22 protein-coding genes are annotated in these 24,868 nt (G+C 60.4%); 11 read left to right on the forward strand and 11 right to left on the reverse strand.

The genetic code is table 11. The features are described 5' to 3' along the window. Nucleotides 1–88: 88 nt before the first annotated feature. The 8 genes from N5A92_RS25045 to N5A92_RS25080 all read right to left on the reverse strand — a co-directional run bounded on the left by N5A92_RS25045 (nt 89) and on the right by N5A92_RS25080 (nt 9,632). Nucleotides 89–1,411, reverse strand: a complete 1,323-nt coding sequence (locus N5A92_RS25045; RefSeq protein ID WP_260907154.1) for a TRAP transporter large permease — start codon at nt 1,409–1,411, stop codon at nt 89–91. 47 nt (nt 1,412–1,458) lie between these two features. Further along, nucleotides 1,459–1,992, reverse strand: coding sequence for a TRAP transporter small permease (locus N5A92_RS25050; protein ID WP_260907156.1), 534 nt, complete (start codon nt 1,990–1,992; stop codon nt 1,459–1,461). Nucleotides 1,993–2,018: 26 nt separating this feature from the next. Then, complete coding sequence (locus N5A92_RS25055) at nt 2,019–3,002, reverse strand: TRAP transporter substrate-binding protein (RefSeq protein ID WP_260907205.1); 984 nt, start codon at nt 3,000–3,002, stop codon at nt 2,019–2,021. Nucleotides 3,003–3,162: 160 nt separating this feature from the next. Then, nucleotides 3,163–4,779: a benzoylformate decarboxylase gene (gene mdlC, locus N5A92_RS25060; protein WP_260907158.1), complete on the reverse strand. Its 1,617-nt coding sequence runs from the start codon at nt 4,777–4,779 to the stop codon at nt 3,163–3,165. Nucleotides 4,780–4,870: 91 nt separating this feature from the next. Beyond that, nucleotides 4,871–6,319, reverse strand: a complete 1,449-nt coding sequence (locus N5A92_RS25065) for an aldehyde dehydrogenase (RefSeq protein WP_260907160.1) — start codon at nt 6,317–6,319, stop codon at nt 4,871–4,873. 167 nt (nt 6,320–6,486) lie between these two features. Then, on the reverse strand, nt 6,487–7,335 hold the full coding sequence (locus tag N5A92_RS25070) for an intradiol ring-cleavage dioxygenase (protein ID WP_260907162.1): 849 nt from the start codon (nt 7,333–7,335) through the stop codon (nt 6,487–6,489). A gap of 13 nt (nt 7,336–7,348) precedes the next feature. Next, the gene (locus N5A92_RS25075) at nt 7,349–8,416 is read right to left on the reverse strand and encodes a maleylacetate reductase (protein WP_260907164.1); all 1,068 of its coding nucleotides are present in this window, start codon (nt 8,414–8,416) and stop codon (nt 7,349–7,351) included. A gap of 4 nt (nt 8,417–8,420) precedes the next feature. Next, entirely contained in the window at nt 8,421–9,632 is a 1,212-nt protein-coding gene (locus tag N5A92_RS25080) for a flavin-dependent oxidoreductase (protein ID WP_260907166.1), read from the reverse strand. A 155-nt stretch (nt 9,633–9,787) separates the two neighbouring features. Here N5A92_RS25080 and N5A92_RS25085 point away from each other — a divergent pair, with 155 nt between their 5' ends. From N5A92_RS25085 to N5A92_RS25095, 3 genes are all read left to right on the forward strand, one after another. Continuing rightward, nucleotides 9,788–10,687 carry an AraC family transcriptional regulator gene (locus N5A92_RS25085; RefSeq protein ID WP_260907207.1) on the forward strand — a complete coding sequence of 300 codons (900 nt, stop codon included), beginning with the start codon at nt 9,788–9,790 and terminating at the stop codon, nt 10,685–10,687. Between the two features lie 657 nt (nt 10,688–11,344). Continuing rightward, nucleotides 11,345–12,211, forward strand: a complete 867-nt coding sequence (locus N5A92_RS25090; RefSeq protein ID WP_260907167.1) for a LysR substrate-binding domain-containing protein — start codon at nt 11,345–11,347, stop codon at nt 12,209–12,211. A 358-nt stretch (nt 12,212–12,569) separates the two neighbouring features. Then, entirely contained in the window at nt 12,570–12,854 is a 285-nt protein-coding gene (locus N5A92_RS25095) for a hypothetical protein (protein ID WP_260907169.1), read from the forward strand. A 113-nt stretch (nt 12,855–12,967) separates the two neighbouring features. Here the strand turns inward: N5A92_RS25095 and N5A92_RS25100 are convergent, their stop codons facing one another. Both N5A92_RS25100 and N5A92_RS25105 read right to left on the reverse strand, forming a co-directional pair. Then, nucleotides 12,968–13,354, reverse strand: a complete 387-nt coding sequence (locus N5A92_RS25100; RefSeq protein WP_260907171.1) for a response regulator — start codon at nt 13,352–13,354, stop codon at nt 12,968–12,970. 3 nt (nt 13,355–13,357) lie between these two features. Beyond that, nucleotides 13,358–16,951 carry a chemotaxis protein CheB gene (locus N5A92_RS25105; RefSeq protein ID WP_260907173.1) on the reverse strand — a complete coding sequence of 1,198 codons (3,594 nt, stop codon included), beginning with the start codon at nt 16,949–16,951 and terminating at the stop codon, nt 13,358–13,360. 794 nt (nt 16,952–17,745) lie between these two features. Between N5A92_RS25105 and N5A92_RS25110 the strand changes: the two genes are divergently transcribed. The 8 genes from N5A92_RS25110 to N5A92_RS25145 all read left to right on the forward strand — a co-directional run bounded on the left by N5A92_RS25110 (nt 17,746) and on the right by N5A92_RS25145 (nt 23,912). Next, nucleotides 17,746–18,084 carry an ArsR/SmtB family transcription factor gene (locus tag N5A92_RS25110; protein ID WP_260907174.1) on the forward strand — a complete coding sequence of 113 codons (339 nt, stop codon included), beginning with the start codon at nt 17,746–17,748 and terminating at the stop codon, nt 18,082–18,084. Continuing rightward, the gene (locus tag N5A92_RS25115) at nt 18,081–18,518 is read left to right on the forward strand and encodes an SRPBCC family protein (protein ID WP_260907176.1); all 438 of its coding nucleotides are present in this window, start codon (nt 18,081–18,083) and stop codon (nt 18,516–18,518) included. Before N5A92_RS25110 ends, N5A92_RS25115 begins: the two co-directional genes overlap by 4 nt. Then, on the forward strand, nt 18,518–19,141 hold the full coding sequence (locus N5A92_RS25120; RefSeq protein ID WP_260907177.1) for a glutathione S-transferase family protein: 624 nt from the start codon (nt 18,518–18,520) through the stop codon (nt 19,139–19,141). The genes N5A92_RS25115 and N5A92_RS25120 overlap by 1 nt, the downstream gene beginning before the upstream one ends. Before the next feature lie 477 nt (nt 19,142–19,618). Continuing rightward, complete coding sequence (locus N5A92_RS25125) at nt 19,619–20,536, forward strand: alpha/beta fold hydrolase (protein ID WP_260907178.1); 918 nt, start codon at nt 19,619–19,621, stop codon at nt 20,534–20,536. 239 nt (nt 20,537–20,775) lie between these two features. Next, a complete protein-coding gene (locus N5A92_RS25130) occupies nt 20,776–21,072 on the forward strand; it encodes a GNAT family N-acetyltransferase (protein ID WP_341850074.1) in 297 nt (98 codons plus the stop codon). Nucleotides 21,073–21,526: 454 nt separating this feature from the next. Further along, on the forward strand, nt 21,527–22,633 hold the full coding sequence (hppD, locus tag N5A92_RS25135) for a 4-hydroxyphenylpyruvate dioxygenase (RefSeq protein WP_260907179.1): 1,107 nt from the start codon (nt 21,527–21,529) through the stop codon (nt 22,631–22,633). A gap of 189 nt (nt 22,634–22,822) precedes the next feature. Continuing rightward, entirely contained in the window at nt 22,823–23,188 is a 366-nt protein-coding gene (locus N5A92_RS25140) for a Rieske (2Fe-2S) protein (protein WP_260907180.1), read from the forward strand. Nucleotides 23,189–23,384: 196 nt separating this feature from the next. Further along, nucleotides 23,385–23,912, forward strand: a complete 528-nt coding sequence (locus N5A92_RS25145; protein WP_260907211.1) for a gamma carbonic anhydrase family protein — start codon at nt 23,385–23,387, stop codon at nt 23,910–23,912. Here the strand turns inward: N5A92_RS25145 and N5A92_RS25150 are convergent. After that, entirely contained in the window at nt 23,899–24,831 is a 933-nt protein-coding gene (locus N5A92_RS25150; RefSeq protein WP_260907181.1) for a LysR family transcriptional regulator, read from the reverse strand. The two genes, N5A92_RS25145 and N5A92_RS25150, sit on opposite strands and share 14 nt — an antisense overlap. Between the last annotated feature and the right edge of the window lie 37 nt (nt 24,832–24,868).

The raw sequence follows: 24,868 nt of genomic DNA on the forward strand, positions 1-24,868 counted from the left end.
ACCCCGTTCAAAGATAGATGCAGGCGAGCTCGTGTCTTTGAACGGCCGCACGCGGCAACGGATTTGCCCCTGCCGCGAGGAACATTGATCAACCTATCCAGGCAGGGAAAAACAGCACGAGCGCCGGAAACGCAACGATGATTGCAACACGCAAGAGCTCGACAGCAAAAAAGGGGAATGCACCCTTGAAGGTCTCCATCATCGGAACATCTTTGGCCATGGCGTTGATGACGAAAACATTCATCCCCACCGGAGGCGTTATCAGCCCCAACTCAACCACGATCAAGGCCAGAATGCCAAACCACATCTTGGTTTCATTCTCTGTCAGCCCGAAGTTCAACTCGGAAATCACCGGCCAAAAAAAAGGCAAGGTCAGCAGGACGATTGAGAGGGAATCCATAAACATTCCGAGAACAATCAGAGCGATAAGGACGAGCAACAGCAGGAAGTAGGGAGGCAGTCCTGATTCGAGCATCACTTGTGCCGCCGCTTGCGGCACTCCGCCTCGCGACATGAATATTTCCAGAAGCTCCGCGCCCAGGACGATGAGATAAATCATACCCGCATTTTTCGCGGTGGCGAGAATGGCCTCGATTATGTCTTCTAGCGTCAGGAGCCCGGTGACGAAGCCGTAAGCGAGAACAAGGAACACGCCGATCGAAGCGGCGGCTGTCGCGGTATAGAAACCGGCATACATGCCGCCTAGCATGATCCCGAAAACAAGTATAACAGGTACAGCTCCAAGCGTCGCCGAAACCAGTTCTTTCCGAGTGACGACACTGCCTTTCGGCCCCGCATTTGGGACAAACAAGGTGTAGAACCAAATTGTAGCGACAAAGAAAAGCACTGCGAGCAGGCTGGGGAACATCGCCGCGGAGAACATCTGGATGATGTTGGCCTCGACGATCACCGAATAGACGACGAGAACAATCGAGGGTGGGATGAGAATGCCCAGTGTGCCGCCTGCCGCCAACGTGCCGGTCGCGAGCGCGGAAGAATAATTGTAACGTCGCAATTCGGGCAGCGCGACCTTGCCCATTGTCGATGCGGTGGCCAGTGAAGAACCGCAAACGGCTCCGAAGCCTGCGCAAGCGGCAATCGCTGCCATCGCCACCCCGCCCCGGAAATGGCCAAGCCATGCATTTGCGGCCCTGAACAGGCCGTAGGACAAGTTGGACCTGGATGCGAGGTGCCCCATCAGGATGAACAGGGGCACCACCGATAGATCGTAATTTGAGAAGGTGCCGTAAGCCAGCGACTTCATCTGCGAGAGCAATATTGCGGGCCCGGACAGCATCCAAATGCCGGCCAGTCCAACGGCTGTCATCGCGTAGGCAATTGGCACACGGACTGCGATAAGCCCTACAAGGGCAACAACGCCCATTATTCCGACTAGAAATTCGCCGTCCACGGCACTCCCCCGAAATTTATGCGACCAGCTAGCGCAACGCCTGTTGCCTAGCTGCTCATTCCTGCCTCGACTTCCTCGGGCAGTTTTCCCTGCTTTGCCTGAATGAGATTCGCTATTGCCGCCAAAGCGAACAGCAGCAATGAAACAAGGGTCGGGACGTAGGCATACCAGATAGGAATCTGATAGATCGCCGTTGTCTCCCGATATTCATAGACGTCTTCAAACCCGGCACTCATGCGCCAAAGCAAAAAGAGCGCCCAGGCCAATCCGAACAGCGCGCCTACACCGCCAAGAAAGACAATCACACGCCTCTCAAGGCCCGCGGTGAAAATATCAGCGGTCACGTTCGAGCCTGAAATCTGGCAATACGGTACCGCCATGAACATTGAGACGGCCGCCCCCATCTGTACCAGTTCATAGACGCCTGGTACGGGCTTGTTGATCAGCGCCGCCATCACGACGCTGACCACATTGACGGCCACGAGCGCGAAGAGAACGACGCCACCGCCGAGCGCCCACCATTTACAGATATTGCGCGTCAACGAGACGAAGATATCCTGTCGGGAAGTCGCGGCCGCCATTTTGGAACACCTATGCTTAGGGTAGCCTATTTCGAATGTGCAGCGATTTTTTCCTGCGCCGCCTTGACCAGATTCTCAGCATCAATGCCGTTTGAACCGGCTTCTTCGATCCAACGACTGACCACGGTGTCCATGGCGGCGGTGAACGCCGCGCTTCCTTCCGGGGTCAAATTGATGTGGCTATTGCCCGCATCCCCGATGATCTTCAGGCCCACCGTCTCGAAGCTGGCCCAAATCTGGCCAACTTCGCGCAACCAATCCTCATCGGAATTGTCGAGGAATGCCTTCTGAATATCCTCGGGCAGGCCGTTCCAGCGATCGAGATTCATGGAAACCTGAAAGACGCTCGTGCCTAACCGTCCGCCATCGGCAAGTTCGATCTGATAATCGGTCAAATCCTGCAGCTGAAGGGCGGGCACGATTTCAAACGGAACCAGACCGCCATCGACCACGCCCCGCGACAGAGCCTGAGGGAAATCGGGAACAGGCATGGAGACAGGATTCGCACCCAACGCCTCGACGACCCAAGCTCCGGTTCTGGTTGGGGTCCTGAGCGTCTTACCCTGAAGATCGGACGGCGAGTGAACTTCAGTATCCACAGTATGAATTGCCTGCCCGGCGTGCACATGCTGGAACAGAACCTTTACGCCGACATGCTCTTCGGCAAGATACTCATCGAACAGTTCGGCAAGCGCCAGGTTTGTGGCGACCGGGTCGTTGAAGTGGACATTCGGCAACTCGAACACTTCCGTGCGTGGAAACAGGCCCGGAGTGTAGCCGTTCAAGGTCCAAACCAAATCCACCACGCCGTCGCGAGCCTGCCGGATCAGTTCGGGGGGTGTCCCTCCGAGGGACATTGCGGGGTAGATTTCGATCTTTACCCGCCCGTCGGAGGCTTCCTCTATCCGCTTCGCCCAAGGCTCCAGCATCGCATGATGCGCGGGCGCCTTGGGACCGAGGAAGTGATGTAGGTTAAAGGTGAACTCCTGTGCCACCGAAGGCATCACCATCAGGGCCACTGCGCCGAAGGCGCCCAAGACAAGGCCCTGTTTACACTGTAACCAGCCCGTCAGCGAAGGGTGCCCCCTCGATTTTGTTCCATTCGATATGCAGCTAGACATGGTCTTCCTCCCTTTGTTCAACACGTTGCGTACGGTTCCTCCACACGGCCTAGTAGAGTATGTGAACTTCCGGATCGACGACGACCTCCAGAAGCCTCGGCCCCGTGCTCTCCAAATTTTTCCTCAAGGCGTCCTCCAACTCGGCGGAAGTCCGTACCCGTTGCGCGGGGCACCCCATGGACTTCGCCAGGTGGAGGAAATCCAATCCCTGCACATCGATGCCCGGGACATCCTGCACCTGCAGCGTGCGACTGAACGAGCGCATGGCGCCGTAGCCACCATTGTTCAGGACCAGAACGGTGAGATTCACATTGTGCTGGATGGCGGTCCACAAAGCCTGGGGCGAATACATGAACGAGCCGTCACCAATGACACACACGATCTTCTGCTCGGGCCTGGCAAGACCGAGGCCGACAGCGCCGGGCAGACCATAACCAAGCCCGCCACTCGACATCGTGTAGAAGCCGCCCCATTCTCGAATGCGGACGAAGTCTTGCATGATGGGCCGGGTGGACGGCGACTCCTCTATCATGACCATTCCAGGCGCCCAGAGTTTTCCCAGACAGTAGAAGAAATACGCCGGCGTGATTTCCTTGACGACCTTTGGGCTTTTTGGCGGACTTTTCATGCTGCCCGCCGGATTTATGGTCTCGGGCAGAAGCGCCGCCAGTGCGGGTATGCTGAATTTCAGGCTGCCGAGAATACTCAGGCCCAAAGGCGCGGATGCGGCGGTCAAGTGGTCGGTCGTCAAGTGAAAAAGCGATATATCGCTCTCTACCAGCCGGGATTGCCCGGACACGTGATACGTGAAGACCGGCGCGCCGATGACGCCGACGGCGTCGTATTTCTCCAGCGCCTCGGAGACCTTTTCGGGTGCCGCGGGCAGGAAGCCCGCGAAAAGAGGATGGTCTTCCGGAAACACGACCCGGGCCGCGAACGGGGCCGCAAGCACGGGGATGTTCATCCGCTCCGCAAGCCCGACCAGTGCCCGCCCGGCGTCCTCTTCGTCGACTTCGGGCCCCACAACCAGGACGGGAGCCTTGGCGCCGAGCAGCATGGCCGCCGCCTTCTCGATCAGCGACGGGTCCGGCGCAGTATCAATTGAGATCTCGCGGTCCCTCACCCGCCGGCAGCGCGCCGCCCAGTCGTCCACCGGAACGGATACGAATGTGGGGCCCCAGGGCCGCTGCATGGCAATGCGGTAGGCCTGCGCGATCGCCGCGGGAACGTCTTCGGGACGCGCCGGCTCGATGCTGTATTTCACATAGGGCTTCGGAAAGCTCGGCGCGTCTGTCGCGCCGAGAAAGGGCTGATTCAACAACAGATCACGCGATTGCTGTCCGGCGATGATCACCATCGGCGCGCGATTCTTGTACGCCGTGAACACATTGCCAAGCGAATGGCCGAGGCCGGCGGCGGAATGGAGATTCACGAAGGCGGCTTTCCCGGTAGCCCGCGCATAGCCGTCGGCCATGCCGACGACGGATGCTTCCTGCAGTGCCAGAACATACCGTATGTCGCTCGGCCAGCGGTCCAGCATCGGCAATTCCGTGGAGCCCGGATTCCCGAAAAACGTATCCACGCCGACCGAGCGGAGAAAATCGAAGGTTGCTTCCCGGACAGTTGTCCAGTCGGAACGCGTTTCAGATGTGCTTTGCAGATTCATGGGCCGCAAGATTCTCTATGTATTTGGAGTCAAAGCCGGGAGCCGGCGGGTCGGATGATGACACCGCCAGTCCAACCAGCCAGGGCATGGCTTAGAACGGATAGTGCTGATGAGGATCCTCGATGGTGATCCAGCGCAATTCCGTGAACTGCTCCACACCGGACTGGCCGCCGAATTTTCCGTAACCGGACGCCTTTGTCCCGCCGAACGGCATCTGGGCCTCATCGGCAACCGTCGGGCCATTGATATGGCAGATGCCGGAGTCGATTGCCTCCGCGACGCGAAGCGTTTCGTTGATATCGGAGCCGAATACCGAGGCGGCGAGGCCGTAGGAACTGTCGTTGGCCAATTCGATGGCGTGCTCGGTATCCCTTGCGCGCAAGACCGCCACGATCGGGCCAAAACTTTCTTCGCTGTAAAGCTCCATGTCCTTGACGACACCGTCGACAATCGTCGCAGGCATGATCGTTCCGCTTTCGGGAACGCCGCCCGTAGCGACCTTCGCCCCTTTGTTCTCGGCATCTTCGACAAGAGAGCGAACGTTCTCGATGATGTCGGCATCGACCACCGACCCAAGCACCACATTCTGGGCGGGATCTCCGTACGGAAGCGACTTGGCCTTTTCAACGAAGCGCTTGACGAACTCGGCCGCAATGGACTCGTCGACGATCACGCGCTCTGTCGACATGCAGATCTGGCCCTGGTTCATGAATGCGCCGAATGCCGCCGCGTTCACCGCCGCGTCGATATCCGCATCCTTGAGCACAATCATCGGCGCCTTTCCGCCGAGCTCGAGCAGAACCGGCTTTAGATGCTTTCCGGCCTGTTCCGCAACGATGCGCCCGACACGGGTCGAACCCGTGAAGTTGATGCGCTTGACATTCGGATGCGCGATGAGCGCGGAAACGACTTCGGGCGCACCTTCAGCAGAGTGGGTCACGACATTGATCACCCCCTTCGGCAGCCCACCCCGCTCGAAGATCTCGCCGATCATGCGGTGCGTGTGCGGGCACCGTTCCGATGCTTTTAGAATGACGCTGTTTCCGCAAGCGATCGGCATGACGACAGCCCGGACGCTGAGAATAATCGGCGCGTTCCAGGGCGCCATGCCCACCAGAACGCCGACCGGACGCCGCACCGCCATGGCCAGGCTGCCCGGCTTGTCGCTGGGGATGACCTCGCCCTTGAGCTGCGTCGTCATTGCTGCCGCTTCGCGGATCATTCCTGCCGCGAGCTTGACGTTGAAGCCGAGCCAGATCTTCGTGGCGCCGGTTTCCCCGGCCGCGACTTCCATGAACTCGGACGCTGCCGCCTCGAATTCGTCCGCGACTTTGAGAAGGATTGCCCGCCGCGCGCTTGGGCCAACCTTCGACCACGTTTTGAATGCCTCGGACGCACACGCAACGGCATTGTCCACATCGGCTTTGGTAGCCGCCGGCGCAGTCGTGACGACTTCGCACGAGATCGGGTTCCTGCGCTCAAAGTAGTTCGAGTTGCTGGAAGCAACGAACTCACCACCTAAAAGCATATCGATTTTCATCGCTTCCTCCCTTTGGTCGCAGATGGCCGGGGTTTGGATCGCCCCCGATCTGCTCGAACATGGTCTAATTGAAGTTATCTATATTAGCAATACAAAGGTCTAATATAGGTGCGATGCCCTGCCGCAAGACTGTTCCCGATGGGTCGCCATAACGATGGCGTTCGGCATCAGGGGTCCCGCGCCGTTGGCGTCAGGACGAAATCGAAATGCGAGCACCACTCCGTTTCGCCTCCGACATGCTCGAACGGAGCGACCAACGTTTCTTTCACGCCGAACACCGTATCGGAGGTGATGTAGGGGTCGTCGCCGACGAATGTGTGGGTCACGAGTTTCTGGTATCCAGGGGCGGTCACCAGGAAATGCATGTGCGCCGGCCGATAGGGGTGCCGTCCCAGCGCCCTCAGCATCTTGCCGACCGGCCCGTCATCGGGGATGGGATAGCTCACGGGCTTGATGCCGATGAAGCTGTACCTGCCGCCCTCGCCGGTCGTGAAGATGCCGCGGTTGTTCCATTTCGGCTGGATACCCGGCTGCTGTACGTCGTAGAACCCTTCGGCGTTGTCGGACCAGACATCGATCTTGGCGCCCTCGATCGGCTCACCTTGAAGATCGACGACGCGCCCCTCGTAGAGGCAGGTCTCCCCCTTTCCGTCGAGCGAGATGTTCTCCCCCATCGCCCGCTCCGGCGCACCGGCCACGTGGAAAGGGCCAAAGACAGTATTCTCCGTCGCGCCCACAGGACGGCGATTGTTCATGGCGTCGACCAGCATCGAGAAGCCGAGGACATCCGACAGCAGGATGAATTCCTGACGCTCGCCCGAGCATATCTGGCCGGTCTTCGTCAGGAAATCGATACCAATGTCCCACTCCTCCTGGGTCGGATGAATCTCCTTGGCAAAATTGTGCAGGTGCTTGGTCAGGCACGCCATCACCTCCTTCAGCCGCGGATCCACGTCGCTACCCATGCGGGCGTTGACGGCCTCGACTGAACCTTCCTCGGTGAAAAACTGTGTCATCTCGAACCTCCCGTTACGGACGCTTGCCCTCATAAGCGTCTTGCAGCAGCGCGCGCACCGCGTCGCGCTCGAAGGCACGCGGATTCCAGTAGGAATTCTGCACGGCAAGCTCGGCGACACGATCCAGATCGCTCTCCGACACGCCTAGCGATTTGAGCGCTAGCGGCGCCCCCAGCTTCTCGGCAAGGTCAAACAGCCCCCCGCCGGCGGTATCGCTTCCCAGAAGATCGGCGACCGGCCTGAGGCGATCGCCCGCAACGAATTCGTTGAATGCGGTGGTATGCGGCAGCACGATCGCGTGCGTTTCCGCATGAGGCAGATTCAAGGTGCCGCCGAGCGTGTGGCAGAGCTTGTGATGCAACGCCATCCCCACCTGGGCGAGCACCGTTCCGCAGAGCCAGGCTCCAAACAGCGTTTCTTCGCGCGCAACCACATCCGTCGGCGCCGCGATGACACGAGGCAGGCCCTCCGCGAAAGCACGGATGCCTTCCAACGCTAACGCCGAGGAAAGCCGACTGGCATCCCGCGCATAGAGTCCCTCGACGGAGTGGGCCATGGCATTGAGCGCGCTTGTCACGGTCAGGTCCACCGGCAGCGTTGCGATCAGATCGGCATCGTAGACGACGACTTCCGGCTGAACTCCTGGTGATTTGAGAGTCGTCTTCACACCATTCTCGGTCTGGCCGAGCACCGGCGTCGCCTCGGAACCCGCATAGGTCGTGGGCAGGACGATCTGCGGCAGGTTGGTGCGGTACGCGATCGCTTTGCCGAGCCCGATGGTCGATCCGCCGCCGATAGCGATTGTGCAATCCGCCCTGCTCGCGCGGATCTCCGCCATCGCCTCTTCCGTGACCTCCACCGGTGTATGCATGGCGGCGCCTGAGAACAGGCCTGCGGCGCGGTCACCCAGCGACTGAACGATTTCCTGCCCTTGAGCGACCTGCTGCGGCGTTGTCAGGATCAATGCGCGCGAAACGCCCAGAGCGTCCATTTCCTGCCCGAGATCGCGGCGTGCGCCCCGTTCAAAGCGGACACGAACAACTTGCCCCGCAGGATCGAAACCAGCGTGAAAGACCGGCATCGGATTAGGCCGTCTTCTTCTGGAAGCCGGCAATGTTGCGGTAAGAGGCCGCGACCTGCTCCAGCTCCTCCGCCGTGATCAAATCCTCGATCTTGTCGTCGGGGCCCTTGACGCGCGCGTCCGCAATGTCGAGCACCTGCTCCGGACCGCCTTCGCGGTTGGTGAGCACCACCCTGGTGGCCACCGGCAGGCGGATTTCCTCGTAGGCTTTCAGCCCTTCAGGACCGGCATTCTCGGCCAGGCAATCGACCAGAACACGGCCGTCCATCATCGCCTGGCTCGCGCCGTTGGCGCCGATCGGATACATCGGATGCGCGGCATCGCCCAGCAGGGTGACCCGGCCCTGCGTCCAGAACGGCAGCGGGTCGCGATCGATCATCGGGAATTCGGTCACGCCTTCGCTCGCCTGCATGATCTTGACAAGGTCCATGTCGCTCATCTGGAATTGTTTGAACGGCGTGACGTAATCGAGCGTTGCGCCACGGGTCCAATCGGCGTCCTGGATGTGGCGCGGCCTTTCAACGCGCACTTCCGCCACCCAATTGGTCAGCGCCTTGCCCCGTTTGCGCAGCTTTTCGCTGATCGGATACATCACGAATTTCACGTCGTGGTTGCCGGCGATCACCATCGTGCGGCCGTCACCGATTTGATCCATCTCGACAGCGCCACGAAACATCATGGTGCCCTCGTAGCACAACGGTCCTTCATTGGGATGCAGCTGCTCGCGCACCTTTGAACGCAACCCATCCGCCCCGATCAATAGATCGGCCTCATGGGTGTTGCCATCGGCAAACCGCACAGTGACGTTGTCATCCGTCTGGCTGAAGCCCTCGACGAGCTTTCCCGTTTCAACCGCATCGGCTCCGAGGCGTTCACGGACGGCATCAAGCAGCAAAAACTGAAATTCGCCGCGGTGGATCGAGTATTGCGGAGCCGCAAAACCCGCCTCGATACTGCGCGGGTCAGACTGGATCAGCTGTCCGTATTTGGTGCGGTACTCGATGCAACGGGTTCGGATCGCAATCCTGTCCAGAGCCGGACCCAGGCCGAGATCGTGCAGCACCTTAGAGGAATGCGGCATGACATTGATGCCGACGCCAAGCGGTCTGATCGCCGGCACGGCCTCGAAAACCTTGACCTCAAAACCTTCTTCATGCAGGCAAAGAGCCGCCGTCAAGCCGCCTATACCGGCGCCCGCGATCGCGATCCTGATCACCGCGTCCTCCCTTGTGTACTACAGAGCTGGCACTAGCCGCCATTGGACGGGCATTGCTGTGCCTGTTGCTCTCGTTGGGATTCTGCGACTTTCAGGCGCGAAAACAATTCACACCCATGATATAAAATAGCACAATTTCAACTTTCGTGCTGGCGATGAACAAAACCAAACTCGATCGCGACAAATATGTGTTGGGGGATGCATCCGCCCATGTGGGATTTCTGAATTGCGAGAGAATCTCCGAACGCAGCCATATCCACGGATGGGAGGTCGACACGCATTACCACGAGGGCTTGTCGCAACTGTTCGTCTTCGGCCAGGGTCATGTCGAGAGCCGCATTGACTACACGCGGCGTACGATCGACGCCCCCGCCATTGCCTGGCTTCCCGCGCTTTGCAGCCATGCTTTCAGTTACCAGAAGGATATGGAAGGCTGGGTCATCACGGTTCCCACAGCCGATGTGTCCCGGCTGGCTGCCGGGCGTGTCTGGCTTGAAGGATGGATCAGCCGACCACAGATGCTGTGTGGGGAGCAACACAGCGAGCAACTGGCCGAAGCCGAACGCCTGTCCAGAAGGATCGAGCGCGAGCACCGAAGCCATGGCGAGGAGCGCAACATTGTTCTGGAGTCGCTATTTCTGCTCGCACTGGTGACCCTCCATCGCGGACTTGCAATCGCACACAGTGCAAAGGCCGGCATCACCGACCGGCGGCAGCATCTGGTCAACCAGTTCCAGGAGCGCCTCGACCGCCACGTGAGCGCGATGCGTTCGGTCGCCGAATACGCAGACATGCTGTCGGTAACGCCCACCCACCTGTCGCGCACGGTCAAATCGGTTACCGGCCGGACGGCGGGCGAGATCATTCACGACAGGGTGATGCTCGAGGCAAAACGGCAACTCGTCTTCACCGACAACTCCATCTCGGAGATCGCCTACGCGTTGAAGTTCTCAACACCCTCCTACTTTACGCGGTTTTTCTCGATGCAGACCGGCGAAAATCCGCGCTCGTTTCGACGGCGGATGCGGATTCCGACCAACACGTTGGGCAAATGAATGATCAGCGGCAGGTCACGGACCGCGAGTGCGACTGGCCGCAGGCTTTGGCAATCCTTCACAGCGAAGCGGCAAAGTCCGTGCTGACGGTCTGGGCTTCCCAATCCTCCATCTCCCGGACGACCTCCTCCAGTTTGCTCTGTGCGCGCTGCAAGGCGTCAGAGCCGAGCAGTAGATGCAGCGGTGGATTGTCGATTTGACGGCTTCGACGATGACACGATCGCCAAGCTGATTGTGGTTGACCTGTGCCAGCTTCGCCATGGTCGCAGCCCCGGTATCGTCATAAGCCGTGTCTTCACTAATGCTCTTGCGGACGGACGTCCAGGAAATCCGTCCGGAACTGTCCCGGAGCGACTGCGGTGCCCCTTATACCAAGCGGAGCAACTTCTTGCGACAATGACGCCGAGAAGCCCCCGAACGCATATCTGGCAGGGAGCCAGTTGCAAGGAGCTTGTGGACTACCAGGATCGCGCGCGTGCCTGCGCGATCTGGTAAGAGAAGGCACACTGTCATGAAGCCAGCCGGGGCTTCCCGCGAACAGGGGGACGGCGGGCGGTAGGGAGGCCAGCTCTCCGGCGGGGTCGACGCCACTTCCCGGCCGACATGCGAGTCCGTCGGGTTCACGAGCGCGCCTGATGTGACTTCGCCCCCGCATTGATGTACAGCTCCCGCGCCGGTTTCGTAGCCGGGAGCGCATGTGCACGATCGAAGGATCAGATTCCGTCACATCCGGGCATTCCTCGAAATTGCGAGCAGCGCAGCGTCAGCCGCGCCGCGGAACGGTTGCACACGGCGCAACCGGCCGTATCGCGCACATTGCGCGAACTGGAGACGGAAATCGGCAAGCCGCTGTTCGACCGTACCTCCGACGGGCTGATCCTGACGGAAGCGGGGCAGAGGCTCTACCACTTCGCCGACACCGGCATGAGCCATGTGGCAGTGGGTGTGGCGGAGGCATCGGGACAGGGACGATCGGAACTGGTGACGCTGGGCGCGCTGCCCAACATCACCCGACGCGTGCTCCCGGACGTAATCCTTCAGTTCAAGCGCATCCACCCCGATGTCATCGTGCGGCTGCTGACAGGCACCAATGTCGAGTTGCTGAACAAGCTCAGGGCTGGCGAAGTCGACTTCGTGATCGGACGACTTTCGGACCCGGAAACGATGACCGGGCTGAGCTTCGAGCATCTGCTCTATGAGATCATGGCCTTCGCCGCGCGCGCCGGGCACCCGCTTGCGGGGCAGGAGCATGTGACACTGAGCGAGATCAAGACCCTGTTCGGCAAAAAGCGCCTTGTTCCAGTGCAGACCGGTGGTGGCGTGGCGGAACGGGATCGCCGTCAGCTTGCCGTCATGCGTCAACGCCTTTTTCAGCGGCTCGGGGATCGATTCGAGGATTTCGATCGGCTCCGCGGCGATCCGCTCGTCCAGCGGTTCGAGCAGCGCCGCGATGCGAGGCGTGCGGAACTTGTTGATGACGAAGGCGAAATCGATGCGCTCATGCCGTGGAACTACACGAACTGAACGGCCTCAGCTTGCCGCTTACGCTGCACTTCTTCTCTATCGAATTTGACAGAAGAGCGCGCAGAAGATGAGTGTGGAGGAGACCGGGGATCGTCTCAGCAGGGTGGTTCTCTGCCGTCTGTCTCGCCGATCGGAACGAGCAGGTTGCGGACGGAGCGGTCGTCGCCAAGCCGTTTATCGAATGGCGTATTCGGGGCCGCAAGTCGCCTGTCCGCTTGTAGCGAACACACCCGGGAAAGCTACCATTCCGTGGGTGCTATAATGGCGAAGCGGCCAGCCTGATCGCGCAACAACCCACCGCTTCAGTCCTACCGGGCAGCGATAGACATCCTTGTCCTTGAGATACCGGAAATGCTGCTTGACGAAGAGCCCCTTGATGCGATTGCCCAACGTCATGGGCTCGGGCATGGTTACCGTGACGTTCTGCTTGACGCAGGCGAGAACCTCTCCGCTGTTGAACCTACGGCACGAGGAGAAGATCAATGCATCTTATATCAGCCGCATCCTGCGACTGACGATGCTGACCCCGGACATCGTCGAGGCGATCCTCGATGGTCGGCAGCCGCTTGGGCTGACCCTGCCAGTGCTGCTGCGGCCGTTTCCGGTGGAGTGGGAGGCGCAGCGGCGGGCAGTCTGCTGCTGAGCGACCTCGGCACTGGCTGCCAATCTTTATCCTGGTCGAAGCATCTGCATGCCGCGAATGCTGCGAATTGATCGGTGCGAACCTACGACTATAATTGGTCAGCACGTTCCGCTTCACGCCGACCGCTGGATGAACACCTCGTGCATTGCGGCGCGGAGACCGCCCAAGCTGAAGGGTTTCTTCAGTCGCGGCGCATCCCTGAGCACAGGCACATCGCCGTTGCGGCTGGCGTAGCCGGTGACCAGCAGGAACGGAACCGCGCGGCGCACAAGCTCCTCGGCGGCCGGAAGAATCGTCTGCCCGTGCAAGTTGAGGTCGAGAAGCGCGCCATCGACCGGATTTTCCCGAATGGCCTCTACGGCCGCCTCGACCGTCGCAACCGTCCCGACGATCTCGCACTGGAGGTCGCGCAGCATGTCCTCGATATCCATGAGGACAAAGGTCTCGTCCTCGGCGACGAGAATGCGCAACCCGGTCAGACTCTCACGTCGCCGTTCCATCTCTCATCCCGTGTCCGAACGCGGAGGAGGGGCATCCCGTCGGGGAAAACTCACCTCGCAGAGGAACCCGTCCTCGCGGAATTCCACCTTCGTGTCGCCGCCAAGCTCATGGGATGCACTACGCTCGATCAGGCTGGTGCCGAAGCCCTTGTGGGATGGCGGGTTCACGGGCGGGCCGCCGGTCTCGACCCATTTCAGACGAACCCTCTGGCCGTTCTCGCCATTGTCCAGCCGCCACGACACCTGAAGGCGGCCGTCGTGGTTGGACAGCGCACCATATTTCACGGCGTTGGTGGCAAGCTCATGCAGGATCATCACCAACGCGACACCGGTTTGGGGGCTCAGGAGCAGTCTGGGACCATCCAGCACGACCCGGTCGCCCATGCGATACGGCTCCAGCGTGCGGAGGGCGAGCTGGCCAATCTCAGCGCCCGTCCAATCCTCGTCGACCAGCAGGTCATGGGCGCGGGCGAGCGCGTGCACGCGACCTTCGAAGGCTGGCCTGAACTCATCGAGCGAGCTGCTTCGCCGCAGCGTCTGCGATGCGATGGATTGAACCATCGCAAGGGTGTTTTTGACGCGGTGGCTGAGCTCGCCGATCAGGGTCTCGCGGTGTGCCTCGGCTTGCTTGCGCTCAGTGATGTCCTCGATCGCCAACAGGATCAGTTCCAGGCGATCGCCGTCGCGAGACAGCTTGCGCGCGTTGAGCAGCATGTGCCGCCTGCCAAGGCGCGGGAAAACGTGGTCGACCCCGAAGCCATCGAACGCATCGTTCTGCGACAGGATGTCGTTGAGCAGCCGCCGCAACTCCGGGATATCCCAGGCGCCGTGGTCCAGGTCATGCAACAGAGCCCCTTCCGACTCCTCCCGCGGACATCCGAACGCCTCAACGAAGGCCGGGTTGACCGATTGGACCCGCAGATCGCCGTCGAGAACCAGCAAGGGATGCCGCACCGTTTCGACGATGGCTTGAGCGTAGATGCGGGCCTCGTCGGCGGCGTCCGCCGCCTGCTTGCGTGCGGTGATATCGGTGAAGGTGGCGACGACGCCGGCGATCCGGTTGTCGTGCGTGCGGTAGGGGATGAGGCGCCGCAAATACCAGCGACCGGCATCGCCCTGGACCTCGGCGTCGCACCGGATCAGTTTTTCGAGCACGATCTTGGCGTCACGCAGCAGGGCCTCGTCTGCGACCTTCAATGTGAAATGGCTGACGGGCCGGCCGATGTCGCTCGCCACGAGGTCAAGCAGATCCATGCTGGCCGGCGAGAACCACTTGATGCGAAGATCCGTGTCAAGGAACACCGTGGCGAGATCGGTGCCCGTCAAGAGATTGTTGAGATGGTCGGTGGTCTCCTCCAGCTCCTGGTTCTTGTGCTGGAGTTGGTTGTTGACCGTGTGAAGCTCCTCGTTGAACGACTGCAGTTCCTCCTTGGAAGTCTCCAGTTCCTCGTTGGTCGACTGGAGCTCCTCGTTCATCGAGGTGATTTCCTCGTTGGACGCCTTCAGCTCCTCATTGGCGCCCTCCATCTGCTCGACTGTGTTCTTCAACTCGGCGCGCGTCGCCTTCAGCTCGTCTTCCAGCGCGCGTTCGGCGCCGCTGCCTTCCTTGCCGCCGTCTTGCGGGGCCGCGGGGGAAGCCTGCGGCGGTTCCTCGCTGCGGAAGCTGACCAGCAACAGACCGTCCTGCGCTTTGGGGTCGCTTACCGGCGCGACGGCGACGGCGACGGCGCGGCGCGTGCCGCCGTGCCTGATCCAGGCATCGAACGCGACGGCCTGGTTGTCGGAGGCCGCCTGGCGCATCGCGCCGCGCAGTTTGGCGGTCATGCCGTCGCGGGCCATGGCCAGCAGGTCGTGGGTCGGCTCGCCGGTCGGCGGCGCCAGAAAATCGCCGGTCGGGCCGTGGAACCATAGCGCCCGCCCGTTGCGATCGACCAACACCGAGGCGGGAGCGAAGCGATCGAGAAGCGCCCGCTGCGCGACATCGGCAAGACGGGGGGCAAGACGGGCCGGCGGCTGCTCGCCGGCGGGCGCATTGGCCCCCTCGACCTTCGCGGGCCGCGTCGGCCCTGGAAGCAGCGGGAAGTCCACGATGTCATGGCGCGTCGGCCCGAGCCGGCGAAAGATGCGCCATTTCTTGGATACGGTTTCGAACAGATCGTCGTGGGCCCCGACGGTCTCGGCGCTGCCGAGGAACAGATATCCGGCCTCGCGGAGCCCGAAATGCAGCAGCGCAAGTACACGCTTCTGCATTTCGGGTTCGATATAAATCAGGAGGTTGCGACAGGTGATGAGATCGATCCGCGAGAACGGCGCATCGCGCAACAGGTTGTGCGGCGCAAACACCACCAGATCGCGCAGCTCCTTCTTGATCTCATAAGAGCCGTCGAGCTTGTCGAAGAAGCGCCGCAGCCGGTCCGGCGGGATCGCTGAGACAGCGGCCTCGGGATAGACGCCGGCGCGGGCGAGATTCAGATTGTCGTCCTGGCTGTCGGTCGCGAAGATCTTGATCTGGAACTGCTTCTGTGCCGCCTCGGCGCGCTCGGTCAGCAACATGGCCAGCGAATAGGCCTCCTCGCCCGTGGCGCAGCCGGGAGCCCACAGCCGGATCGGCGCGTCACTGTCGCGCTCGGCGACCAGCGGCGCCAGCACTGTCTTGTCGAGCGTTTCCCAGGCCTCAGGGTCGCGGAAGAACCGCGTGACGCTGATCATCAGATCCTTGACCAGCGCTGCGATCTCGGCCGGGTTGGAGCGCAGAAGGTCGGTATAGTCGTCGACGGCCTCCAGATTGGCGAGTCCCATGCGCCGGTGGACGCGGCGCAGGAGCGTCGTCCGCTTGTAATGGCGGAAGTCGTGGCCGCAGCGCAGCCGCAAGAGCGCCAGAATCGGATCAAGCGGCAACTCTCCGCCATCTGTCGACTCGTCGATGGCGTGCGGCGCGGCGATATAGGCGTGGCGGATATAGCGCAGCAGGAACTCCGGCATGTGCTCCGGGGCAAGGATCTGGTCGGCCAGGTTCGCCGTGATCGCGCTGCGCGGCATGCCGTCGAAACGCGCCGTTTCGGGATCCTGCACCAGGACGCAGCCGCCCTGCATCTTGACCTCCTTCAGCCCCTCCGTGCCATTTCTGCCGGTTCCGGACAGGACGATGCAGATCGCCCGTTCCTGCTGATCGTTGGCCAGCGAGTCGAACAGGACATCGACCGGGTGGCGGTGGCCGCGCGGCTCGGCCGGCTCTTTCAGCCGCAGCCGGCCCCGTTCCACCGTCAGCGAGGAATCCGGCGCGATCACATAGACGTGGTCGGGCTCGATCGACATTCCATCGGAAATCTCCGCGACCGGCATCTCGGTATGCTGGCCCAGGAGATGCGCGAGCTGGCTCTCATGGGTCGGATCGAGATGCAGTACGATCACGAAGGCCATACTGATATCGGCGGGCATGACGTCGAACAGCTTGATCAGCGCCTCGATGCCGCCGGCCGAGGCGCCGATGCCGACGACGGGAAACTCAGCAGACTTGCGTTTACCCGAAGCTTTCGCGGCGGCCGGGGCGGCGGCCTTGCCGCCGCCCCTCGCGGCCCCACCCGGCGGCTTCGACACGTTGGGCTTGCTGTTGGAGCCGCCTCGTTTCACGCTCGGTTTTCTAGCCATGTCTCATTATTATTGGAAGGTAACGCGGCGGTCGATACGTGGTTCCTCGCCGCTGTCCGCGTTCGTCGTCGAAGCCAGCGGCCGCTTCCGACGTCGGATTTCGCCGGTTCAGCAACAGGTCGAACAATGCTGCGATGCCGCTCTCAAGAAAAATGCTCCACATCGGCCAGTTGCGACCGTGCTCCGATGCGCTTTAACTTGCGAGAACTATGCAGGAGATGGGCATCGATCCAGCGCGTACAGCAGTGCAGCTGCTTGTGATGGGGCGGTATCCCTGGCACGCTCGAACGTATTCAGAACTCACGAAGCCGCCGAGCGACATAGACATCTTCAGGATCAACTTTCTCATCGATTTTTCTCGCGCTACCCAGCCTGCAAAGGCCTGACATCGTAACGACGAACGAAGCTCCCAGAAGACGACACCATCCTGCAGATTCTATTGGAAGGCTTTGGCATTGGCGAACGGCAGCACCAACTCAGCGATGAGGGCCCCGTCGATCCCGCCCCCCTAGTGGTCGAGGCCGGTCATCGGAAGAATGGCGGCTTTTAGGACCCGCAGACTCCAGCCTGGACGACAGATAAGCGGGCGCGAAGGAGCCGTTCAGGTTAATTGCGGCGAGTGTCGGCTCCGAGCCCATACCGACCGGGTTGCCGCACGTTGGCGTGCATGCCTCGGAGGCAGCCGGCAGCATTTCCGTAAGAATGTGATTGACAGACCGAGGTCGATCTGAAAACTTTGCTATATGGCGAAGTATCATGAAACACCAATTGACCGCACTTTTTTTGCGCTCGCGGATCCCACGCGGCGCCAGGTTCTCGAGCGGTTGAAGTCGGAACCCGGCCTCTCCATCAGCGAGCTTGCGCAACCGCTGCCGATCAAAATGCCCGGGCTTATGAAACATCTCGCCGTCTTGTCGGACGCCGGGCTGATCTCGAGAACAAAAGCTGGCCGTGTCGTGACGGTCAGTCTTGCAGCAAGGCCACTGTCTGAAGCGGCGGACTGGCTTCATCACTTTGAAGCCTTCTGGAACGTCAGCCTCGACCGTCTGGCCGCCCTTGTAGAGGAAGAAGGCGAGGCATGAACGACCGGCACCCGGACATAACCATCGTGCGCAGGCTCAAGGCATCACCCGAGAAGGTCTACGCGGCGATTACGCAGGTCGATCAGGTCTTGCAGTGGTGGGGCCCGGACGCAGGGCCGGCTGTCAGCGCCGAAATCGATCTTCGCCCCAGTGGCCGCTACAGCGTCGTCTTTCGCCTGATGGACGGCTCGGAACACAACCCGAGAGGTGTCTATCGGGAGGTCGTGCCGAACGAAAAACTCGCCTTCACCTGGGAATGGCCCAACCGGCCCGATTGGGAGTCGTTGGTCACCATTCGCCTGCGGCCCATCGACATTGGCACCGAGCTAACCCTGACACACGAGAAGCTCCCGAACGACGACGCCATCGAGAGCCACCGTGCCGGCTGGACCGGCTGGGTGGGCGAACTGGAAACCTATCTTGAGGAAGAATAATGAGCGAACTGATTATCTGGGCTTATGACTGGGTACCCGACGGGCCCCGCGGTTTTGTGCGCGACCTGCGGCTGAGATGGGCATGCGAGGAAGCCGGCCTGCCATACCGGGTCGAGAGCACACCTTTCAAAGATCGGAGCGAGGAACATTTCAAGCATCAGCCATTCGGCCAGGCGCCATGGCTCACCGACGGGGACCTCTCGATTTTCGAAAGCGGAGCGGGATTGCTGCATCTCGCCGGAAAAAGCGAAAAGCTGATGCCGCGCGATCCTGTTGGGGAAGCCGAAACACTGCAATGGACGATCGCCGCGCTCAACTCGGTCGAGATGGTTTCTGTACCCTGGTGGTTCCTGGAAGTGAGCGGCGCCAAGGACAACGGTCTGACAGGCTGGCTGGAAAGCCGCCTCGATCACGTGGAGCGCGTTCTCAAGGAGCGCGAATGGCTGGCGGCCAGTCGCTTCACTGTCGCGGACCTGCTGATGGCCGATGTGCTGCGCGTCGAAAAGGTTCGTGCCTTCGGAGATCGGCCGGCGACGGAGTCGTACGTGACGCGGATCACAGAGCGACGGGCGTTCAAGAAGGCCCATGCCGACCAGATGGCGCATTTCGCGAATGCCGATTGACTTGGCGGACATTCGAACAGCGTCTGCCAAGGGGTAGCTTCGTTCGCATATCGGTCGTTTGCTAACACGCAAATGAGTGTCCGGTTTTGGAGGCTGGTCACGAGCGGCTATACGACTGAAATGAGGCGCATTGCCGTCCGTCAGGACGGGGGCCGGGAGCGGACTGGCCGGTATTGGGAGCGGATATCAAGAATGCAGCCGTCAGCGACAAGCCATTACCGCCATCCGCGACAAAGGCAATGAATGGCTGACAAAGCACGGAGCGATCCCTCAGCCTCACGGAAAGTCAAGTGAAATCCCAATCTTAATTTGGCATCCCAGCTTTTCGCACGATCGAATGCAGGCGTTAGAATCCGCAAAGGCCGCCGCCTCTCACCTGCCATCAGCATCGTTTGGTCTTCTGGTTGGCATCCGTTGCTGTCGTTGAACAGTGACTGTTGGCTGATAGACTCGCGTTAGATGATCGGAGCTGTATCGATGACGAAGGCATTGTTTGAAGGCTTTGAAGAAAAGCGGATCGTCCTGCCCACCGGGGTTGCGATCCACGCCCGCGTCGGTGGCGAAGGTCCACCCGTCCTGCTGCTGCATGGTTACCCGCAGACTTCTGCCTGTTGGCACGCGGTTGCCCCCAAGTTGGTGGCCGCCGGCTTCAAGGTCATCGCCCCTGATCTTCGTGGGTATGGTGCCTCTGATAGGCCATCATCCTCATCCGATCACATGACTTATTCCAAGCGCGCGATGGCTTCGGATCAGATCGAACTGATGCTCCAACTTGGACATGAGCGCTTTTGCCTCGCCGGCCATGATCGCGGAGGGCGAGTTGCCCACCGCCTGGCGCTCGATCATCCCGCCGCAGTCGAACGAATCGCCGTGCTTGATATTGCGCCGACCGCGACGATGTATGCCAACACCGACCGCGACTTCGCGACCGGATATTATCATTGGTTCTTCCTGATACAGCCGTCTCCTCTTCCGGAAAAGCTCATTGGCGCGGACCCGGAATTTTACCTGCGCAGTAAGCTGGCGGCCTGGGGCAAGAGCGGCTCGGAGGTTTTTATGAAGGAGGCGGTTGCCGAATACTGTCGTGCATTCCGCGATCCGGCCTGCATCGCAGCTACCTGCGAGGATTACCGCGCCGCAGCAAGCATCGACCTGGAGCACGACCTGGCGGATGCGCACCGGCGGATCGAGATGCCGCTGCTTGTGCTCTGGGGCACCAAAGGTCTGGTCGGCAGGCTTTACGATGTCGTCTCGGTATGGCGTGAAAAGGCTTCAAACGTAACAGGCCGGGGGCTCTCCGTCGGACATTTCTTACCGGAGGAGGCTCCTCTGGAAACAGCCGAAGCATTAGTCGAGTTTTTCTGGGAGCATCGCCAAGGGCGGGAAAATGACTGAGCCGTTGATCATCCGGCCATATGGGGTAGCCGACTCCGAACAGATCAGAAGCCTCTTCATTGCTGTCAATCGCCAGCTGTCACCTCACCACCTCAAAGAAGTTTCGAGCGCTATATCGCCAGTGCGCTCGAGTCCGAGATCGATCAAATCCCTGATCCGAGATCGATCAAATCCCTGAATACTATTCAGCCAGAAATGGAAGCTTCTGGGTCGCTGAGTTGCGATCAGAGTTGGTGGGAATGTTCGGATTGGAGCAGCATGAAACGGGGGGCATGGAGCTCCGGCGAATGTATGTCGCCCCACATGCGCGGAGACTTGGGGTGGCCCGGCAGATGCTGGCGTTTGCCGAGAATTTGTGTCGTTCTCGCGCAATCTCGGCCCTGCATCTCAGCACATCGGAACTGCAGGTAGCCGCTCTTTCCTTCTATCGAAAGAGCGGCTACCGCCTCGATGGTGAAGAAATCGCTGATACAGCGAGCAACAAGACCGTTGGGAGCGGAATACGCAGGTTTCATTTTGTGAAAGTTCTAAGTTGAAAGCCACAATCGAATGGCTCGCTTGGTCCGCAAAGGGTACACTATTGCCGCGCTACCTTTGATCGAGGCCGTCGCATCCGCGGAGGGATCAAGCCACCAGTGTCTATGCAGGCTCCTCCACGACAGGATTGTCGTGGGCTGCTGCGAGACGACTGCGGAATAGCCGCACCACTACGACAAAGAACACCGGCACTAGGAAGGCGCTGAGCACGGAAATGCCATAAGGCAGTTTCTTGGCTTCGCGCGATGCGCTCCTTGGAGGAAATGCTGGAGCCGAGCAGGAGCGGTATCATCTTCAAAATCGTTCTGGAAACCAGAAGCCAGTGTTAGGAACACTGTAATTTTACGAATGACTGTGACCTGATATCCAATAGCCGTCACCTCCCGCGGGCCGGGCTACGCGACGATGGCGTGGAGGGCACGATAGCCACGCCATGCATGCCAGGAGGAAATCATGGGTCCCTTTCCGCATGATGCACCGAAAGCAAAAATCGACAAATTGAATGTGGCCGGCACAGACGGCTTCGAGTTCGTGGAGTTCGCTCATCCGGAAGCCGGCAAGCTCAAGGCACTTTTCGAGAAGATGGGCTATGTCGAGGTTGCTCGACACAAGAACAAGGACATTTCGCTCTACCGGCAAGGCGACATCAACTACATCGTCAATCAAGAGCCGAGCGCGCAGGCTGCACGCTTCGTCGAAGCGCACGGTCCGTGTGCGCCGGCCATGGCATGGCGTGTGGTCGACGCCCAGCATGCGCTGAAATGCGCGCTCGACTATGGCGCCGAGGAGTACATTGGGGACGATAAGACACTGGACGTCCCCGCGGTCGTCGGCATCGGCGGTTCGTTGCTCTATTTCGTCGATACCTACGGCAAGGACGGCTCATGCTACGAGGGCGAGTTCAAATGGATCAATAAGCCGAATCCGAAACCCAAAGGCGCCGGTTTCTATTATCTCGATCACCTTACCCACAACGTGCGGCGTGGCAACATGTCGACGTGGTACGACTTCTATTCCAAGGCGTTCAACTTCAGGGAAATCCGCTACTTTGACATCAAGGGCAAGCAGACCGGGCTCTATTCCCGCGCGCTGACCTCGCCGGATGGCAAGATCCGTATTCCGATCAACGAGAGCGCCGACGACAACAGCCAGATCGAGGAATACCTGAAGCAGTACAAGGGCGAGGGCATCCAGCACATCGCCGTCGCGACGGAGTACCTCTACGACTCGGTGGATCAGATCGCGGAGAACGGGATCGAGTTCATGCCGGCGCCGCCGAGGACCTACTACGACATGTCGCACCGACGGGTTCAGGGCCACGAAGAGCCGCTGGACCGGATGATGAAGCATGGCATCCTGATCGACGGTGAAGGCGTCGTCGACGGCGGGATGACCCGTATCCTTTTGCAGATATTCTCGAAGACCGTGATCGGACCGATCTTCTTCGAGTTCATCCAGCGCAAGGGTGACGACGGTTTCGGGGAGGGAAACTTCAAGGCGCTCTTCGAGTCGATAGAGGAAGATCAGATTCAGCGCGGCGTGTTGAAGGCGGAGGGATGAGCTGCGAACAGGGCTGGGACGGACTTCATCGTCGCTAAGCGCCGTGGGCAACGTTCGAGCGCACGTGGCTTTGTCCGATGCGGCCGGCCTTGAAACGCTGCAGGTGAAATACCTGGACGTCTGAAAGCCGATCCGCAATCAATTTCGATCCGAGGCAGCTTATCGGGAACGGAGAATAGTGGCCACGCAATGAACGACAACTGGAAAAGGTATCCCAAGCCCCCCGCCGAAGGGACGGCGATCTGTGCATCGTCGAACGTGCCGGAAGGCGGGACCTACAGCATCGAGGTGGACGGCTTCCCGGTTCTGCTGGCGCGGGACAACGAGCGATTGGTGGCCTATGTCAACGCTTGTCCGCATCAGTTCCTGCCACTCGACCATCGGAGCTCCTCCGTCCTGTCTTCCGACGGCCGGATCCTGCGCTGCACGAACCACCAGGCCGGCTTCGACCTGGCAACTGGACAAGGTGTTGACGGCTTCGGTGCGGGATGCGCCCTCGATCCAATCCCAATCCGCGAGAACGGTGACGGAAATGTAGTTGTCGATGAAGGTTGAGCCAAGCACAGCGCCAGAACGGGGACCATTGCCTTGGCGACAGTCCGACGCTGGCTGATTGCGCTCTCGTGCCTCGTGCTTGGCGATAGGGAATATCCTCCGCAGTCTGCCGCGCGTGAGCCGGATATTCCACCGCTTCCTCAGGCCACCTGAATTCGCGAAAGCCCCGAACGAAATGATCAAGACGAGGAGATAGATCAATGCCAGTTTGTGCCCTGGAGACATTGCCCCGAACTACTCTGAAGTGGAGCACTGGGTCGCACCGAACGCCTGTGTGATCGGGGACGTGACCTTGGGGCGCGATGTCGGTGTCTGGTTCTCGGCGGTTATTCGTGGCGACAACGAGCCCATCGTGATCGGGAACCGCACCAACATCCAAGAGGGGGCGGTGCTCCATTCGGATCCGGGTTCGCCGCTGCGGATCGGTTCCGACGTTACGATCGGACATCGTGCGATCATGCACGGCTGCTCGATCGGCGACAACACGCTTGTTGGGATGGGCGCGACAATTCTGAACAATGCGCGCATCGGCCAGAACTCGATCATCGGTGCAAACGCGCTCGTGACGGAAGGCAAGGAGTTTTCTGACTTCAGCCTCGTCGTCGGCGCACCGGCCAAAGTGGTCCACACGCTGGAAGCGAAGGCAGAAGAACAGCTGAAGGCATCAGCGCGGACCTATGTGAACAACCTGAAACGGTTCCGTGACGAGTTCACACCTCGATAGACCGAGCGCCTTCCCATAATCCTTCACGAACGGCGTCCCGCACCAACTCCACGACAAGTGATGAAATCATTTCTCTGACAAAGGTTGGCCGGGCATCAAGGGCCGATACGAGATGCAGCGTTCTTACCGGGCGCGGATCGGTGACGGGGCGCGCGATAAGTTCTCCGCTTGCCAGTTCGTCGCTGACGAGAACCTTTGGTGCCAGCGTGCAGGCCAGGCCTTCTTTGAGGGCGCTTAGCGTCCCCGCGATCGAGGCCAGTTGAATACGTGCCTGCGACTCGAGTTTAGCCAGTTCCGCCGGCCGGTCGACAAGTGCGCGCGATAGTGTGCCGCTCTGAAGGAGCGCGACCGGCAACGCCGCCATCTCCTGCAGCCGTATCGCCTCATCGGCGACGCCGACAATATCCTGGTGGCCGATGCAGAAGAGCTCCTCCTCGAGAAGCGGTGTTCTCAATGTCCGCGAGTCCGACGGAGGGTTGAAGATCAACGCTGTCTCGATCTCGCCCGATCGAAGCGCGTTGTAGGTCACACCGGACAGTCCCTCTCGTATGAGAAGGCGAACGCGCGGAAGGTCCTCGATGACCTTTCGCATGAGCCGCCCCCCAATGACCTTGATCACGGAGAAAGGCATGCCGATTGCGATGCTTCCGGATATCTCGGCTTGGCCATGCTTGATCTCAGAGGCCGCATTCTCGAGCGCGGAGAGAATGAACTGGGCATGTGTGAGCAACTTCAGACCGGCCGCCGTGGGCTCCATACCCCTTGGCTTCCGCGTGAACAGCTTTGTCTCCAACTCGGCCTCAAGGCTCGCGATGTGGTGGCTGAGGGCGGATGCCGCCGTGTTGCAGTGATCGGCGGCGTGCGAAAGGTTGCGAAACTCGCAAACCGCGACGAAATACCGGAGTTGCCTAGTGTCCATGCGACCATTCTAGAACCAAGAACGATCCCTTCGAAAG

The organism is Chelativorans salis (assembly GCF_025336525.1).
Classification (GTDB): Bacteria; Pseudomonadota; Alphaproteobacteria; order Rhizobiales; family Rhizobiaceae; genus Chelativorans; species Chelativorans salis.

Excerpts from the sequence above, each read along its gene's own strand:
- N5A92_RS25075 (WP_260907164.1), bottom strand. The coding sequence starts at position 8,416 with ATGCCGGTCTTTCACGCTGGTTTCGATCCTGCGGGGCAAGTTGTTCGT.
- N5A92_RS25090 (WP_260907167.1), top strand. The coding sequence starts at position 11,345 with ATGTACAGCTCCCGCGCCGGTTTCGTAGCCGGGAGCGCATGTGCACGA.
- N5A92_RS25070 (WP_260907162.1), bottom strand. The coding sequence starts at position 7,335 with ATGACACAGTTTTTCACCGAGGAAGGTTCAGTCGAGGCCGTCAACGCC.
- N5A92_RS25150 (WP_260907181.1), bottom strand. The coding sequence starts at position 24,831 with ATGGACACTAGGCAACTCCGGTATTTCGTCGCGGTTTGCGAGTTTCGC.
- hppD (WP_260907179.1), top strand. The coding sequence starts at position 21,527 with ATGGGTCCCTTTCCGCATGATGCACCGAAAGCAAAAATCGACAAATTG.
- N5A92_RS25085 (WP_260907207.1), top strand. The coding sequence starts at position 9,788 with ATGAACAAAACCAAACTCGATCGCGACAAATATGTGTTGGGGGATGCA.
- N5A92_RS25120 (WP_260907177.1), top strand. The coding sequence starts at position 18,518 with ATGAGCGAACTGATTATCTGGGCTTATGACTGGGTACCCGACGGGCCC.
- mdlC (WP_260907158.1), bottom strand. The coding sequence starts at position 4,779 with ATGAATCTGCAAAGCACATCTGAAACGCGTTCCGACTGGACAACTGTC.
- N5A92_RS25130 (WP_341850074.1), top strand. The coding sequence starts at position 20,776 with ATGTTCGGATTGGAGCAGCATGAAACGGGGGGCATGGAGCTCCGGCGA.
- N5A92_RS25100 (WP_260907171.1), bottom strand. The coding sequence starts at position 13,354 with ATGGAACGGCGACGTGAGAGTCTGACCGGGTTGCGCATTCTCGTCGCC.
- N5A92_RS25055 (WP_260907205.1), bottom strand. The coding sequence starts at position 3,002 with ATGGTGATGCCTTCGGTGGCACAGGAGTTCACCTTTAACCTACATCAC.
- N5A92_RS25115 (WP_260907176.1), top strand. The coding sequence starts at position 18,081 with ATGAACGACCGGCACCCGGACATAACCATCGTGCGCAGGCTCAAGGCA.
- N5A92_RS25140 (WP_260907180.1), top strand. The coding sequence starts at position 22,823 with ATGAACGACAACTGGAAAAGGTATCCCAAGCCCCCCGCCGAAGGGACG.
- N5A92_RS25125 (WP_260907178.1), top strand. The coding sequence starts at position 19,619 with ATGACGAAGGCATTGTTTGAAGGCTTTGAAGAAAAGCGGATCGTCCTG.
- N5A92_RS25050 (WP_260907156.1), bottom strand. The coding sequence starts at position 1,992 with ATGGCGGCCGCGACTTCCCGACAGGATATCTTCGTCTCGTTGACGCGC.
- N5A92_RS25110 (WP_260907174.1), top strand. The coding sequence starts at position 17,746 with ATGGCGAAGTATCATGAAACACCAATTGACCGCACTTTTTTTGCGCTC.
- N5A92_RS25065 (WP_260907160.1), bottom strand. The coding sequence starts at position 6,319 with ATGAAAATCGATATGCTTTTAGGTGGTGAGTTCGTTGCTTCCAGCAAC.